11 protein-coding genes and 1 CRISPR repeat array (1 of these 12 running past the window's edge) are annotated in these 14,548 nt (G+C 48.1%); all 11 genes read right to left on the minus strand.

All coding sequences use genetic code 11. From position 1 onward, the window contains the following. Nucleotides 1-2,016: direct repeats of the CRISPR family, unit length 36 nt; unit sequence GTGCTCAACGCCTTTCGGCATCACAGATCGAATCGC (it extends 3,939 nt beyond the left edge of the window). 249 nt (nucleotides 2,017-2,265) lie between these two features. After that, nucleotides 2,266-2,559, minus strand: a complete 294-nt coding sequence (gene cas2 / locus OU814_RS19325) for a CRISPR-associated endonuclease Cas2 (RefSeq protein WP_268241813.1) — start codon at nucleotides 2,557-2,559, stop codon at nucleotides 2,266-2,268. Nucleotides 2,560-2,567: 8 nt separating this feature from the next. Then, on the minus strand, nucleotides 2,568-4,244 hold the full coding sequence (locus OU814_RS19330; RefSeq protein WP_268241814.1) for a type I-MYXAN CRISPR-associated endonuclease Cas4/Cas1: 1,677 nt from the start codon (nucleotides 4,242-4,244) through the stop codon (nucleotides 2,568-2,570). 152 nt (nucleotides 4,245-4,396) lie between these two features. Beyond that, on the minus strand, nucleotides 4,397-5,107 hold the full coding sequence (gene cas5 / locus OU814_RS19335) for a type I-MYXAN CRISPR-associated protein Cas5/Cmx5/DevS (RefSeq protein ID WP_268241815.1): 711 nt from the start codon (nucleotides 5,105-5,107) through the stop codon (nucleotides 4,397-4,399). Further along, the gene (gene cas7i / locus OU814_RS19340; RefSeq protein ID WP_268241816.1) at nucleotides 5,108-5,998 is read right to left on the minus strand and encodes a type I-B CRISPR-associated protein Cas7/Cst2/DevR; all 891 of its coding nucleotides are present in this window, start codon (nucleotides 5,996-5,998) and stop codon (nucleotides 5,108-5,110) included. 33 nt (nucleotides 5,999-6,031) lie between these two features. After that, a complete protein-coding gene (gene cmx8 / locus OU814_RS19345; RefSeq protein WP_268241817.1) occupies nucleotides 6,032-7,690 on the minus strand; it encodes a type I-MYXAN CRISPR-associated protein Cmx8 in 1,659 nt (552 codons plus the stop codon). Continuing rightward, complete coding sequence (gene cas3, locus OU814_RS19350) at nucleotides 7,683-10,088, minus strand: CRISPR-associated helicase Cas3' (protein WP_268241818.1); 2,406 nt, start codon at nucleotides 10,086-10,088, stop codon at nucleotides 7,683-7,685. The genes cmx8 and cas3 overlap by 8 nt, the downstream gene beginning before the upstream one ends. After that, nucleotides 10,081-10,752 (minus strand): type I-MYXAN CRISPR-associated protein Cas6/Cmx6, encoded by a 672-nt coding sequence (gene cas6, locus OU814_RS19355; protein WP_268241819.1) that lies wholly within the window; start codon nucleotides 10,750-10,752, stop codon nucleotides 10,081-10,083. The genes cas3 and cas6 overlap by 8 nt, the downstream gene beginning before the upstream one ends. Before the next feature lie 89 nt (nucleotides 10,753-10,841). Then, nucleotides 10,842-11,066, minus strand: a complete 225-nt coding sequence (locus OU814_RS19360) for a hypothetical protein (protein ID WP_268241820.1) — start codon at nucleotides 11,064-11,066, stop codon at nucleotides 10,842-10,844. Nucleotides 11,067-11,341: 275 nt separating this feature from the next. Then, the gene (locus OU814_RS19365) at nucleotides 11,342-12,310 is read right to left on the minus strand and encodes a helix-turn-helix transcriptional regulator (RefSeq protein WP_268241821.1); all 969 of its coding nucleotides are present in this window, start codon (nucleotides 12,308-12,310) and stop codon (nucleotides 11,342-11,344) included. A 333-nt stretch (nucleotides 12,311-12,643) separates the two neighbouring features. Next, nucleotides 12,644-14,242 (minus strand): hypothetical protein, encoded by a 1,599-nt coding sequence (locus OU814_RS19370; RefSeq protein ID WP_268241822.1) that lies wholly within the window; start codon nucleotides 14,240-14,242, stop codon nucleotides 12,644-12,646. Beyond that, nucleotides 14,218-14,547, minus strand: a complete 330-nt coding sequence (locus OU814_RS19375; protein ID WP_268241823.1) for a hypothetical protein — start codon at nucleotides 14,545-14,547, stop codon at nucleotides 14,218-14,220. The genes OU814_RS19370 and OU814_RS19375 overlap by 25 nt, the downstream gene beginning before the upstream one ends. Nucleotide 14,548 lies beyond the last annotated feature (1 nt).

A 14,548-nucleotide genomic window follows, 5' to 3' on the forward strand; every position in this document is an offset into this window, starting at 1 on the left:
AGAATCTCCCCCAAATATTCTCAACTTCTTGCTGTGCTCAACGCCTTTCGGCATCACAGATCGAATCGCATTCTTTTTCGTAAGTCATACTTACCGATTCTTTCAGTGCTCAACGCCTTTCGGCATCACAGATCGAATCGCACGCGAAAATAAATTTGTGTCAACACTACCAGAAATGTGCTCAACGCCTTTCGGCATCACAGATCGAATCGCTCTTAGCCAGTGAGGACTAACCTTACCCTGAACCGTGCTCAACGCCTTTCGGCATCACAGATCGAATCGCAACCGGGTGAGGTGAATTAGATGTTGCGAACCCACTGTGCTCAACGCCTTTCGGCATCACAGATCGAATCGCCTCAGCAAATGATTCTGCACGAGCGAGCATGTCTGGTGCTCAACGCCTTTCGGCATCACAGATCGAATCGCACTTCAAGCATCTCGCTCATCAGCGGATTACCTTGAATGTGCTCAACGCCTTTCGGCATCACAGATCGAATCGCTGGGTGGATCACCAAATCAATACTGTCATCGTCAAAGTGCTCAACGCCTTTCGGCATCACAGATCGAATCGCTTAGTGCAATGCCTGGGTGGACTAGCACCAGTCCGTGCTCAACGCCTTTCGGCATCACAGATCGAATCGCCTGACAAGAGAGAAAGGGGAATAGCAGGACGGGCAGAGTGCTCAACGCCTTTCGGCATCACAGATCGAATCGCCGCACCTCGCATAGTGCATAATGTTGCAATCCTCTCGTGCTCAACGCCTTTCGGCATCACAGATCGAATCGCCCGGGAATGTCCTCGTTCGCAAGAATAAAGAAATCCGTGCTCAACGCCTTTCGGCATCACAGATCGAATCGCAAAAAACATGGTTCAAGCCCATGCCTACTTTGTCTCGTGCTCAACGCCTTTCGGCATCACAGATCGAATCGCATCTGGGTAAAGGGCGCATATTGCCTATCTTCATGTGCTCAACGCCTTTCGGCATCACAGATCGAATCGCAGAAGAGTTCAATCGAGAGATGGCGAAGTCCGGACTGTGCTCAACGCCTTTCGGCATCACAGATCGAATCGCAACGATTGAAGTCATGACCCAGTTCTGGCGAGTTGAAAGTGCTCAACGCCTTTCGGCATCACAGATCGAATCGCCATTAAAGCGGCGGCAACCGAAACAGAAAGAATTTTCAAGTGCTCAACGCCTTTCGGCATCACAGATCGAATCGCTCTCGTAGAGGGCAAATCCCGCTTGTCGAAGTGTTCGTGCTCAACGCCTTTCGGCATCACAGATCGAATCGCCCTGAGTCAGGGAGTACAACATCCTTGTGTCAAAAGGTGCTCAACGCCTTTCGGCATCACAGATCGAATCGCAAGATGCAGTGCCCCTCGCTTCTGTAGCTCCCAAAGTGCTCAACGCCTTTCGGCATCACAGATCGAATCGCTCATTTTCTCTATTCCTTGAATTGGAGAGGATTGCAAGTGCTCAACGCCTTTCGGCATCACAGATCGAATCGCTAGATTGCAAAACGATCGTTTGTGTTGCCGTTCCATTGGTGCTCAACGCCTTTCGGCATCACAGATCGAATCGCAATCTGTCTTCTAAGTCAGACGGGTCTTCTAAAAGTGCTCAACGCCTTTCGGCATCACAGATCGAATCGCGATCCCAATCGAGCGGGATTATTCCTGGATTAAGCAGGTGCTCAACGCCTTTCGGCATCACAGATCGAATCGCTCAGAAAATTCTTGAGGACTTAGTTGGCAAAGACAAGGTGCTCAACGCCTTTCGGCATCACAGATCGAATCGCCAACCAAAGCCTTGGATGGAAGCAGAGGGGATCTGTTTGTGCTCAACGCCTTTCGGCATCACAGATCGAATCGCCCTTTCTGTTGTTACCCCCTACTTCAACCCGTCCTGTGCTCAACGCCTTTCGGCATCACAGATCGAATCGCTGGGAAACCTTTGCGGGTCAGCACTCCAGTATCTTGTGCTCAACGCCTTTCGGCATCACAGATCGAATCGCGGCACTCCTCAAAATCCTTGCCAGGAACCACACCCTGACAAGTTTTGCAAGCACCCTCACTCAAATGGAAAAAACGTGATTAACTGAAATTCTACGCTATCCAATTCCATTATCAAAACCACCTCGCTGAGAACATTTCAGGATATGCAAGCACCTGTAGGTCTAGTAGATCGCATCAAAAGATTGATAAACATGGAACTTGGCACTGTCCACTAGCTCAAACTCGCCTTACAGCAAGCTATTCTTGCATCATAGGACTCGATAACCTTCTCCAGACTCAGCCCAAACTCCAGGACAATTACACTGATGTACCCGCTCCACACATCGATGACACAAGCCAACTATCAGCAAATTGTCCTCCGATGCAAGGATCTTCGCCAATTCCCAACGCAGCTTCTCCCGCTCCCTCTGATTTAATCTTGAGCGAAAAATAGAATATTGCACCGCTTCTCCGTAACCTTGCAGCAGCTTATAAGCTTTACGCCAACGTTTCGGACTGCGAATGTCATAGCAAATGAGATACCAGTTTTTAGACTCTGCCATTCCCCAACTCACCTCAGCACCAATTGAGCAAACAAGCCGCCTTCACCCGTCCATTCTTTCTCTAACAGCCGAACCTCTAACTCGATGAGACGACGATAGGTGAGCGAATACTCCGTTACAGGATGCTTCCAACTTTCCTGCTTTCGTTGCTCATAGAGGCTAACAAACTTGCGTCGTCCGCTGTCACTTAACCACACTTGCTGACCCCGAATCTCAAAATCTACCTGAATGTCCCACTGTCCCCGATTGATTGAGCCAATGATCGGGAGATCCACCAATGGCACCCGAAAGATTTCCATGAGATCCAGTGCTAAGGGTGGCGCTTGTGTCCGAGGTTGATGATAGAACCCCAACGCGGGCTCTAACCCCACGATGAGAATCGCATTCATCACATCCTTTAACAGCAGTGAGTATCCAAACCCAAGTAAGGCATTGAAGCGATCTCGTGGAGGTCGTCGGTTACGGTTGGAGAAGCGTAACGCTGGGTCAACCCGCTCACTAATCAAACTGTCTAACGCTCCCCAATAAAGCGCGGCTAAATTTCCCTCCAATCCCAGCAATGATGTTAGAGAGTTAGCACGTGGAATCTGCTTCAAAACTGCTTTCATTTGCGCGATCGCATGTGTCAGTTTCTCTGGAAACTGTGCCATTCCGCGTTTCCCTCGCATGAGAAACTTGCGCTGTCCTTGCCCCCGGCAATAGACAAGCTTGCGTGCCAGTTCCAAACAGATTTCTGGATTGCTCAGAGCACTATACTGCCCAATTCGTCGCTGGATACTGCCTTGCCGAGCATCGAAGCTACCCAGATACCGACCACCACCAGAGATGAAGTGAACACCAATCTCCTGAGCCGCACAAAAATACAGGGCTTGAGTCGAAATTTGGGAATAACTATGCAGCACGACTTGTCCAATCTGCCGTGCTGGAATTTTCTCAATCGGCTGCCCTCGGCGCATAATTTTCAGTTGTTCCCCAGCTTTCCCAATCGTAGTTCCAGGTTCCAAAATATGCAGTGCCTGACGGTCGTCATCCTCAGGAAATAGCCGAATGGGCTGCCATTCTCGATCGTGGGCTAACCGCGCCTCTTCAGGTAAACAGACTGGAGCTAAGGAGCATCGCGCACACAGTCGCTCATTCTCAGCCACAGGAGGACGGTGGGTCGAGAGGCGGAGCAATTTTGCTTGCTCGATCGCTGCCCGAACCTGGTCGCGTCCTGCCACATCTAATGGCACATGAACCAGGACGTTGTCCGCGTGGTAACGGATTCTACCTTCGGGCACGGTTATTCCTAAAGCTGCCTCAAGCAAACAAGCATAGGCAAGAATTTGAAGCCGATCACTTTCCCACGCCTGCGCCTGATTGTTTTCGTCTCGGTGCGATCGCCCTCGTTTATGTTCATAGGGAAAAATTTGTCCATCGCGCGTTCGTAAGGCATCCACTCGTCCGCGTAAACCAAGGGATTCACTCTCCAGGAATAGTTCTTCCCATTCCCCATCTCCCTGATTCTCAAGCTCAACGTGCAGTCTGCGCCCGGCAAACACAGCAGCATCCTGGGTGTAAAGTTCTTCAACTTCTTCCAGATAGAACAAGCGCGGGCAGTAGGCAAAGGCGTGAAGAGCAGAGACACGGAGGGTAGTCTGTTCAATGGCAGAATCTTGCAAAATTTCTAACATCGGTTGTGGCAAAGATTAATGGTTGTATTGCTTTGCCTCTACTATCTGCGTTGTACCCTGCAAATTTAGTTCCGAGTTGAATAATCCGTCAAATAAAAAAGCGCGATCTCGAGATGAGAGCATACTCTCATCTCGAGATCGCATTAGAGCCATTGTGTACTCATCTATTGAGTAGTTAAGGCAGGCTCTCTAGGTGTCCAGGTCCACGCGTGAATAGGTGGTTCAAGTGAAGGGACATCAATTGGAGCATAGAGATAACTAGTTGTTTTACTGTTATCCGTGCGATCGATTCCAACCGTTAAGCGATAGGAATTGCGCATAGGTGGATCATCCGGTTGCAGTTGCACGTACCAACACACTGGCAATCGCTCATTTAGCACATCAATTTGATCAAACAAAAAGTTATTATCGCCTGCAAAAGGTAAGCCATAGCGAGGCTCTTGCAGCCGTCCACTCAAGCCTTGTTGAACCCTCTTCAGTAATTCGGGTTCTGCTTGGATTCCTAGCACCATATCAAATCCAACCAACACCTCCCGACGGACAGGCGTGATCCAATACTTCGCGCCGTGAGTTCTGGCTCTCAGTTCTTTCCCAGAAGCTCCGACTGGATAACTATGAAGTTGCTGATAGAGCGAACAAACCTCGCTTTCCGTATCTGGGACAATACCGATGGCTAGCTTGAGACAAGGCAAGTCAGATCGAATTGTCGTATTCGCACCAGATGATGCGTCTCGCATTTCAATACTGGCTAGATTAAGAACCAATCCAAACGCAGCAGAGGGTGGCATAACTGGACTAGTAGAGCGATAAACGCCAGCCTGAAACCCACGAAATGCAGCAAATGGAGCACGAATCCGCAGCCAAAGTTCCGCCATCTAGATTTCCTCCGACTTGAGAAATGCTTCCGCCAAATCCGTCAACATAGATTGTGGATTATCGTAAAACATAGCTCCTGCATCCGCTAATTGTTTTTTTAGAGTTGCATCCATACTTCGAGCTAGTTCTCCCCCAATCCAAAACTCATTGGGAGGCAGGTCATTTGCATTGATGCGAGAGAGATCTGTGAAGTGACCTTGTTCATCAAATCCATAAGTGTTGTAGCCTGCAACTAAACTAGAAGTCAGTCGAGCAATAATGCTTTTCGGTGCCATTTCGTAGTAACTGCGAGCATGTCCACCTGCAACATCAGACAGTTGTGCGATCGCATTCAACAACACTTTTGTCCATTCTGGCTGACCCTTGCAATCCGAAGCTGTCAGCGCAAATGGATATTGGTAAGCAGTATGAGAGATTTCGCGATGCAACAGCGCCGAGTTCGCCGAGTTCTTCCAGGGACTTGCACCTGCATTTTGCGGCGATTGATGGAAGGTCGCGTCAAATCGATAGGGAGTCAGCGCCACCGCTAAATTCATTCGGAGAACGCTGTCCCGCTTAGAAGGTAGTCCCTTATTCTTTTTGATCGCATCATTATCTGCTACCATGAATCCGAACAGAAAGTCGTCAGCGTACTTGGTTGCGTTAGGAAACTCCTTGAATTCAACTGCGAGTTGCTCTTGATCATGGAGGCGGCGACGATTGCAGGGCAACCCTGCTTTGATGAGCATTTCTCGTAGTGCATTCCGCATCGACTCAGGACTGATCACCGTATACTCTTGCTTCCCTTTGGCAATTTTTTGCAGAACAGTGCGGTTTTCTTCGCTCTCGCCCCGATAGTTGGAGCTTGGCGCAGGATAGGTCAAAACGGTCGCAAAAAGATTCTTGTTCATGAAGGGTAACTCCTAATTTGAGGTGAATGGGATTTAGCTATTAGCCGACAGCGCAAGCAACGTGAGGGTACGAACTCTGTCTGTGTCTTGATACAGCACTTGGGTAAGGCTGACGTAATCCTCAGACTTCATATGTTGAGGAACAGAGCACAAGCTGGATACGAAATAGTTAATAAAATCTGTTTGTTCAGTGCGACTGCGAATGTCCAGAAATGCAGACTTGGCAATTTTCGCTTTCATTTCCGCATACTTCGGATAACCAGGTTGCTTTGCCAATTCTTCCTGCTTTAAACCTCTCCATTCCGGTTTCCACTCCAGACCATACTTGGATTTTAGTTTGCGTCCCACGTAGTTTTTCACAAGCTGAAAAACCATTGTTTCGATTGCAGTTGACGTTCCCGTTTCGCTCATTTTCTCCTGTTCCTCGATTGATTCAATCTTTTTCCGCACATCTCGCCGAAAGTATTCATCTTCAATGCTTCGCTCGTAGGGCAACGTACAAAGCAAGGCATCAAATTCGCTGTGCCAAGGGGAATGGTTCACCAAATTCAACAAGCACTGTCGTCGGAATAGAGGACTCCAGTAGGTTTGTCGAATCTGTGCATACTCATCAATCATGGTGTCTTCTGGATTGAGCCGAGTCATGCTGAGTATCCGTACGTTATTTCCTTGTTTTTCGGCATGAATCACGTCAATCCCGTATACGGTCGATGCGGTTGATTGTTCGCCTGCTGCTTGAGTGATGCGCTCGCGTAATCGCTTCATCAGATCCAAGGCACCTTCAACCGCTAAATCCACAATGGCATCGCGAGGGCGGTATCCACTTTTCTCGATCGAGCGTTCTTTCAGAATCTTGGGCAGTCTCCTGCAAAACCGCTGGAGGTTAGCGATATCAGGAATTGTGATCGCGTACCCCACAAAATCTCGCTTGCCCTCGTTATTGACGATCGCAGGCACATAAATCTGCGCCGCAAATAGCCAAAAGTGCAAGAGAAATTGAAACCGTGCTCGATCTTTAAAGGGAATATTTTCGGCATTATTTGCCTGTGCTCCCAGAAAATAGGTACTGGGCAAATCAACCGTAAATTCAGAAGTTTGGATCAATTGTGCCCAGGCTGCTTTATGGTCTTCTGCTGAAATCCCTTCTGCCCTTACTTCAAACGGTTTTCGAGTGGCTGGCACACCGCGTAAAATACTCCACACCATATCCCGCCAGAGTTTAATCCAATGCCCGTTTTTGCCGTCGGAGCTTTGATCGTAATCTGAATCTGCTAGGAAAGAACCGCGTGGGACAACAACAGGATAGATATAGACTCTTTTAACTTTTGTCTTTCCCTTCGCATCAGTTTCCTCATGCTCTTCCTCACGTAGCGGTGGAATCACCTCCTTTTGTCTATTTTTAAGGGGTTGCAGGCGCTCTTGTTCCTCTGTGCTGGCATCGTAGATCTCATTAAAGAGAACCGCCAATCCTGCTTGATTCAAGACTAGGGTTGCGCCTCTATCATCCAGGCGAGTGATCTTACAAATTGCACCAGCGTCAACTTGTTGTTTAAACTCTGGTTGACGCTCCAACCATTGCATCACCAATACAAGTCCCGCGAGTCCTGATCGATGCTGAGAGGAGGGCAATTCTGCCAACTGATAATCCAGTGTCAGAATATCAATTTCTTGTTTTACCTTTGTCTTAGCCAAGTTTTACCTCCTCCAACGGCTTCGTTACAAATCCCCGTTCTGGGTTGTCATAGTGCCCTGCGGCTTCAGCAACTCCTAGATATTTTGGAAGCCAACGATGGTGTTCTGTATTTTGGTGCGCCCATTTCCTCGGTACGCTGATGATGAACGGTTCCTTCTTGTAAGTTTCTTTGGACTCCAAGATCGCCTTTACAGCTTCTAAATCGGTATCCAAAACACAAGGAATCGAGAAATCATCCGTATCTCGGAAATTGCCAGGAATCGCGTAGTAACCGCTATCGAGAAACGGAGCGCTGCCATCGGCATCTCGTTCTGATTTGAAATACCGCTCTAATGCTTCAGCGAGTTGATACTGGCTAACAGATTTATGACTCAGTTCTGCTAAAAACTGCTTGGCTGACTCTAAATCCTCTTTTATATAGGGCTTGATGCTTTTAACTGGTGGAGAATAGGTGTAGATTTTAGCCCTGAATTTGTCTCCTCTTGCCAAGTGGCGATTCGCTCTGCCAAATCGTTGAACTAGTGAGGGAATAGGGGCAACCTCAGTAATCAGAACATCAGCATCTAGATCCAAGCTCATTTCACAAACTTGAGTTGTAACTGCAATGGCTGGCTTTCGGTCTTCTACATCTTTTTCATAAGCAAACGCCGCGATCGTTTTGGCATGAACTTTCTGACGATCTTGCAGGCGGAATCGACTGTGATAGGTCAAGACTTTTGTTTTTAGGGTGATTTCGAGTTTTTCTGCGATCGCTAAACAGCGATCGACAGTATTTACAACCCACAACACCCGCTCTCCTGCCCGGTATGCTTCCACTGCTTTATCAAAAGCAGCATCGAAGTTATCCACAGGTACTAAATCATAGCGAAGATGTTCTTCCTTATCTTTCAAATCGTTTAGAATCTCTCGATCTGCTTCCGTTGGGAAAACCTGAAGACCTGCCTCAATCAATTCTTTACGTCTTGAAGTCGGAAGGGTCGCGGTCATGCATAACACTGGAATATCAAAGTGTTTCAGGAAGCTAATCAGCGTATCAAACATCTTGCGATCGAAACTATGTACCTCATCAATGATGACTGCACTATCGACCAAAGCTGGCAGCAGGCAAAGGCTAGAATAGCTGTGTTCCATAAAGCTAAGGAATTGATCGACCGTCGCACTAAAGTAACGGCGTGACCAAAATCCTAGTGAATAGAGACGTTCATCCGCTTGAAAGTCCTTCCCTTGAATTGCATCGCTGGGATTTTCCTGCATTGCCTCTAGTTCATATCGCGCTGTTCCTGTCACCAGTGCGGCATCAGCTTCCGGTGCCCAGCCCACATAATCCCGAAAACCCTCTGTTGCGGTGCCTCGCGTTGGATATAAGAAAATCACTTTGCCAATTTCGTATTTCTTGGACTGTGCCTCCGCCCACATCCAAGCCCCCAAGGTTTTCCCTGTTCCACAGGCAGCCAACAGCAAAGCTTGAGAACTTTGCTCTGCCATTTGAGTTTGAAAACTGCGTGGTTTAAAGGGTTGCCCAGTTCGGACAGTAATCTGTCTAGCACGAGGTCGTAAAATTGCAGTTGCAATATCTGTTGAATTGATCGGCGCAGCGTGAACAACTTCTTCAATCCAATCTGAAATGCTCTTCCCTTCGCGCACCAAACCGGACGCAGCAGAATCTGCAACGATTAACCCTGCTTTGACAGCACAAAGAAATAAGCACCGAGAAAGGTCATCTTGACACTCGTCCTTAAAGTCTTCCGCCGCTGATCTTCCAAGCTGGTATGCCTTCTTCCAATGTGAGTTCTCTTGCCAAACATCGGTTGGTAGTTTAGGAGGGGCTTTTAGATGTGCGATCACTGCGATTCTTTGAAGGGTTTCCCGAACTTCATCGTGCTGAAGATACAACACCACAGAAGTTTTAGCGGCGTCCGCTGATGGCTGGCACCATTTGTAGTTCTTTAGCTTCTCATTCGCTTCCGGACCCCCCTTGATCGTAATCTGACTTTCAGATGCTTTTAGGTGATGGGAAAGCACTGCGGCTGTAATCACATCAACATCTAATTCATCATTGTCCGACAGCCATTGACGGACTTCTGGCAACGATAAAACCAATGCACTGAGATGCTCATGGCGCAGCGTTTGCGCCTTAAAGCCTGGAGACGTAACTGCAGCATAGAAGTCAGCGTTGGCTTTACCGATATCGTGAAAGAGGGCGGCAATCCGCAAATTCAGCAAGAACTTCTGTCGTCCTGCCTCTCCCGGAATCCGAAAGAAACGGCACCAGTTTTTTCCCCATCGACCATCCAACCGAAAAATCAGGGTCGCAGCTTGTTCCGCATCTAACAAGTGTTGCTTGAGGGTTAATCTCGGTTTACTTTTTGCTAAAAGGTTCTCTGGGAGTTCAGACATCTGGAAATCTCCAAGCTCTAGGAAATGATGTAAAAATGCCGCAACCCATACGATGCTTTCCGCCCAATCCGTAGGCTTGTAACTTGATCGAATCCTTATCGCTCAAATCTGTCACTGCCAAACTGAACCCGACCACAGTGTAGGTTTTAATTTTGATTGTTTTGCGCATCGGCTGTCCCGCCTCATCTAAAGGCACAAAAGCATGACCCTGAACCTCCAGTGCATCCATCTGTCGTTTTACAGCTTCTAGGAAGGGCTCTGGTTCTTGGAATTTTTTAATCGTGACAATGCGCGATCTCAATTTATCAGTTGGTCGTAACGAATAAATTTGAGGTATCCCTAGTTGAATAGCATGGTTACCAATCACTACACTTTGCCCTGCTAGTGGCAGTACCAAAGCGATTTTTCTAGGATCGTAAGGTAATCGAATTCTTAACTGAGATTGACGAGAAAGATAAATTTTGCCCTGCTTATCTGGTTCTCCGGAGATCGTTTGAATACTGATACCCTCTTGTTCATGAATATCAGGACAAAGATGGGCGATCGCGCTATATAATCCATACCCATGATCAGCGGGCAGTGTTTGTCCAACTACCCCAAAACACAACTCAACAAATGATAAATCTAGCGCAGCGGCTTCTTGAGCCTGTCCAGTAGCTAGCACTATTATTCCTCCCAAAACATTAGGTTACTCTCTAGCGCCTGACGGCATCAGTGATACTACTTGTAAAGGCTTTAAGAGTGGTACTTGTTTTATCCAAGTAAGTCAGCGATAGGCGTACCGTCTGGATCACTCCAAGCTGCCATGGATTCCGCCACGGCAAGCCTGTCCCTCAAGCTTTCACAGTTTCGATCGAGATAAAGAGCCATCTCCTGAAGCCACTTATTTTCTTCTTGCAGTTCTTCTGGTGAAGTTTGGCTGATATAGAAGGACTGAGACTTGCCGCAAGCTTCACAGTGAAAAATAAAAGTAAGCATCGCCATATTTAGAGTTTGAGAAGAAATTCTATTGGCAATTTTTGCTTAAGGTGTTTGAGTTTGTCAACCCCTAAGTCTTTGCTCTCCTCATACTCCAAAATTTAATCACATTATATGTGATTAATCGCCTTACGGCATCCAAGGTAGGGAATGAGGTTGATGAAACCCCAAAGTCTGTTGCACTCCTGTGCTCAACGCTATAAGCATCTGAGGTGACAACAAATTCAGTATACCTTTGCAAAGACATAGTACAGAAATCCTCTTGCAGTGTGATTCTATTGACTTTTGTATTGTTTGCTCATTACCTCCGCCTCATCACGTACCAACTCCACCAACTCCACCGGCTGCTTGACGATCGCACCCTTGCCATAAAACAACACCCATCGTTTAACCTCGTTTAACCCGCGCACCACCAACCGCAGCGTCAAACTGCCATCTGAGTGTTCTTCAATTTGCTGGGTTGGATGCCAGCGTCGTTCTCGAATATAGGGAGCTGTCCGTGCATCAAACCAAATTGTGATCGGTCTGGGCACTCCGCCAACTTCGTGTTGAAAGGCACCAGCAAAATGGCTCTCCCGATCGAAAGTCGGATCAACTTCAAACGACTCGGAGCGCGGTTCTATTTGTTGAATGCGATCCACACGAAACCAACGTACCTCCTGACGTAAATGACAAAAGCCTGTGACGTAAGGGTTATTGCGAGAAAAGTGCAGTACATACGGGTCAAGTTCCCGTTCTGAAACTTCGTTACTGGTTGGGCTGTAGTAGCGCATCCATACTCGCTGTTTACGCTGGCAGGCTTGCTCTAGAATTTGCCAAATTTCTGGATCTAAATCGAGTTCCGCTCCAACCCGAAAGACCACATTTTGGTCTGCTAACTGCTGTAAATCAACCCAGGTTTGCTCCGGTAATCGTTCTGCTAACCGCGAGATCGCTGTCTGTAGCTGGGATTGATAGACAGAGCCTGCATAAGCTTGCAGTATCCTCGCACCCAAGGTTAAAGCAAACAACTCTCCTTGACTGAGGCTAATACTCGGTAATCGCCAGTCCGGATCGGTGTAATGAAAGCCCTTAGTTCTGCTGTATTGGATTGGGGCATGGTAGCGATCGCGCAGGAAAGATAGATCACTTCGGACGGTTCGTTCACTGATTTCTAGGGATTCAGCTAAACGATCTGCCGTATACCTTTGTCCTGTTCTCAGCAACATATCAAGTTGTAATAATCGTTCTAGATGACGAGACACTATATTTATACAGAACTCAATGAGCCACATCTTAAGCAGAGTAGCCTGCAAAAACGTTTCCGACTTAAAAGAATTAGGATGTTTTCGTAAAGACATTGCAAAGTTAAATTCGAGTCATTTCTATTGATGTGTTGCCTGTTGCTCTCTTCAGTAATCCATCGGGTACTGATCATTGTCTTTCCAAACTCCCTCTTTACTTAACGTCATTCTCCAAAGAAGGCGCACCTGTAGAAGGGCGAAAGAAACGAAGCCGAGCGCAAGAGGTGAAGTAGTTCAAGTAGTCAGGTAATTGCTTCACAGCTATTGTGGTAACAGTGAGGAACTAAATCTCTGTCACTCTTTGATTTGCCCAAACTGTCTCTCTAGCGCCGCATACCAAGGCTTAGCCTTGTTCTGAAAGTTACTGCCGCCTGACCCGAACCCAAACACCTCTCGACTGGCAGCTGTTACACCTAACCCCAGGGACTTGAGGGCAATCCACAATGCATGATTCGGTTCATCCTCCAGCATCGATTTGACCTGCTTTGCCGCATCAATGCGATCAAACTTCATCAGCAGCTGGAGCGCATTCACCAGTGCTGAGGTTCGTTCCAGATCAGAGGGTGTAAAGGCAGTAGAGCCATCTCGCTCGACAAGCGGAAGTCCCCAAGCCTGCTGTAATCGCTGCCTCGCGGTTTCCCACAACTCTCTTTCCTCAACAGCGGCAGGAAAATTTGTGGGAGTTTGGGGAGCCGTAAAGCTGGTTATCTTGCAAGACTGAGGCGGCAGCTGGATCTCGAGTCGCTCCTTGTGCCCTGGCAGCTTCAGCCATCCTTTGCCACTGGCAATCGGCTTTTTCGCATCGGGGTCAATCTTGGGAATCAGTTCGAGTTCCATCAAGGCAGCATCCCTGAGCTTTGCCAGTCCTTTGGCATCGCCCAAACAGCTCAGCGTGCGATCGTGCGCCACAAACAAAGGCGGCATCAGCACTTTGCGAGAGTCAGTCATGCCGCACTTAAAGAATTCTCCAGTGATATCTCGCTCCATTACCGCATTCACCCGCTCTGCCCAGTTCGTCATTTCTTCACCGACCACGCTGATGATCTGACCCTGAGCCCGGAGTTGCGCCTGCCATTCTTCCTCGCTCAGGTGACTCTGATTAAACTCCTGATAGCGACGCTTCACTTCTTGAATGTAGCTCTCCAGATAGTCGCCGATCGCACGATAGTTCATACCTGCGCCAATATGTTTCACCCCTTGCCATTCCCGTGAGGCGGCATGAGGATCGAGCACGACAACTTGATGAGCGCGATCGACTTTGAGCCGCACAATCTCTCGTACCGTCCAACTCTTCCCGGATCCCATCCCACCATAGATCAGGGCAGGATATTCGAGAAAGTTTTCTCGCCATGCAAACTGAGATTGGGTGGTGAGAGCTTCGCAATGCGGAGACGAGATCGCAATTGCAGGCTGAGCACCTGATTGAGACTCGCCCGCGATTTGGGCAACCGTACTATTGTGCGGGTTGCTCGGCGGCGAATCGGGCACAGGTTCGGAGTCTACTTCGAGGTAGGGCGCAAACTCGTCGTAGTATTGCTCAGCCGCCTGCATTTGAGCAGCAGCACCATAGGTTTCCAGTTCAATTTGTCGCCGGATTGCTTCTTTCTCTCGCTCATGTTTCAGCCGCTCAGCATAGCTCCAAGCCATCGCGAAGGAGATCGCGCTGAGCAGTGCGGCAGGCACTTTAGAAATTGCCCATCCGGGCTGGTACTCTAACCCTTCAGAAGATTCAGGTGGCTGATCAGTAGGAATCGTAGAACATGAATCGCCGGAACAGTTGAGAAACTTGCCGTGCAGATGTCCGGTTGTCGCGACTCCTGCAAGGGTAAAACCGACAATCAAGCTGGCTGTGATTTTGGTACGAATATTCATAGCGGGAACGATTGAAACCATCGTTGGATGCCATCCCAATGCCCCGCCGGTACTGACGCAAGCGTTGCGAGGAATAGGAATAGAAATCGTAAGCGTCGGCTGGAAATAAAGCCGATCGCGAAGCTAACCATCAAGGCAAACAGGACGAGCCAATAGAAGACCAAGATTGCGCTAAATAATCGAGCTAAGAACGCAAGAAACAGTAAGAGTGTGAAACAGAGCCCCGATTGCGAGATCGCAATGACAGCAATGAGTGAGTCTTCCTCTTCAGACCGATCTGGGCGATAGAAATAGTGAGATTCGTAATCCTGAAAGGGATTCAACATG

Origin of the sequence: Leptolyngbya sp. GGD (assembly GCF_026735145.1) — a bacterium.
GTDB classification, from domain to species: Bacteria; Cyanobacteriota; Cyanobacteriia; order Leptolyngbyales; family Leptolyngbyaceae; genus Leptolyngbya; species Leptolyngbya boryana.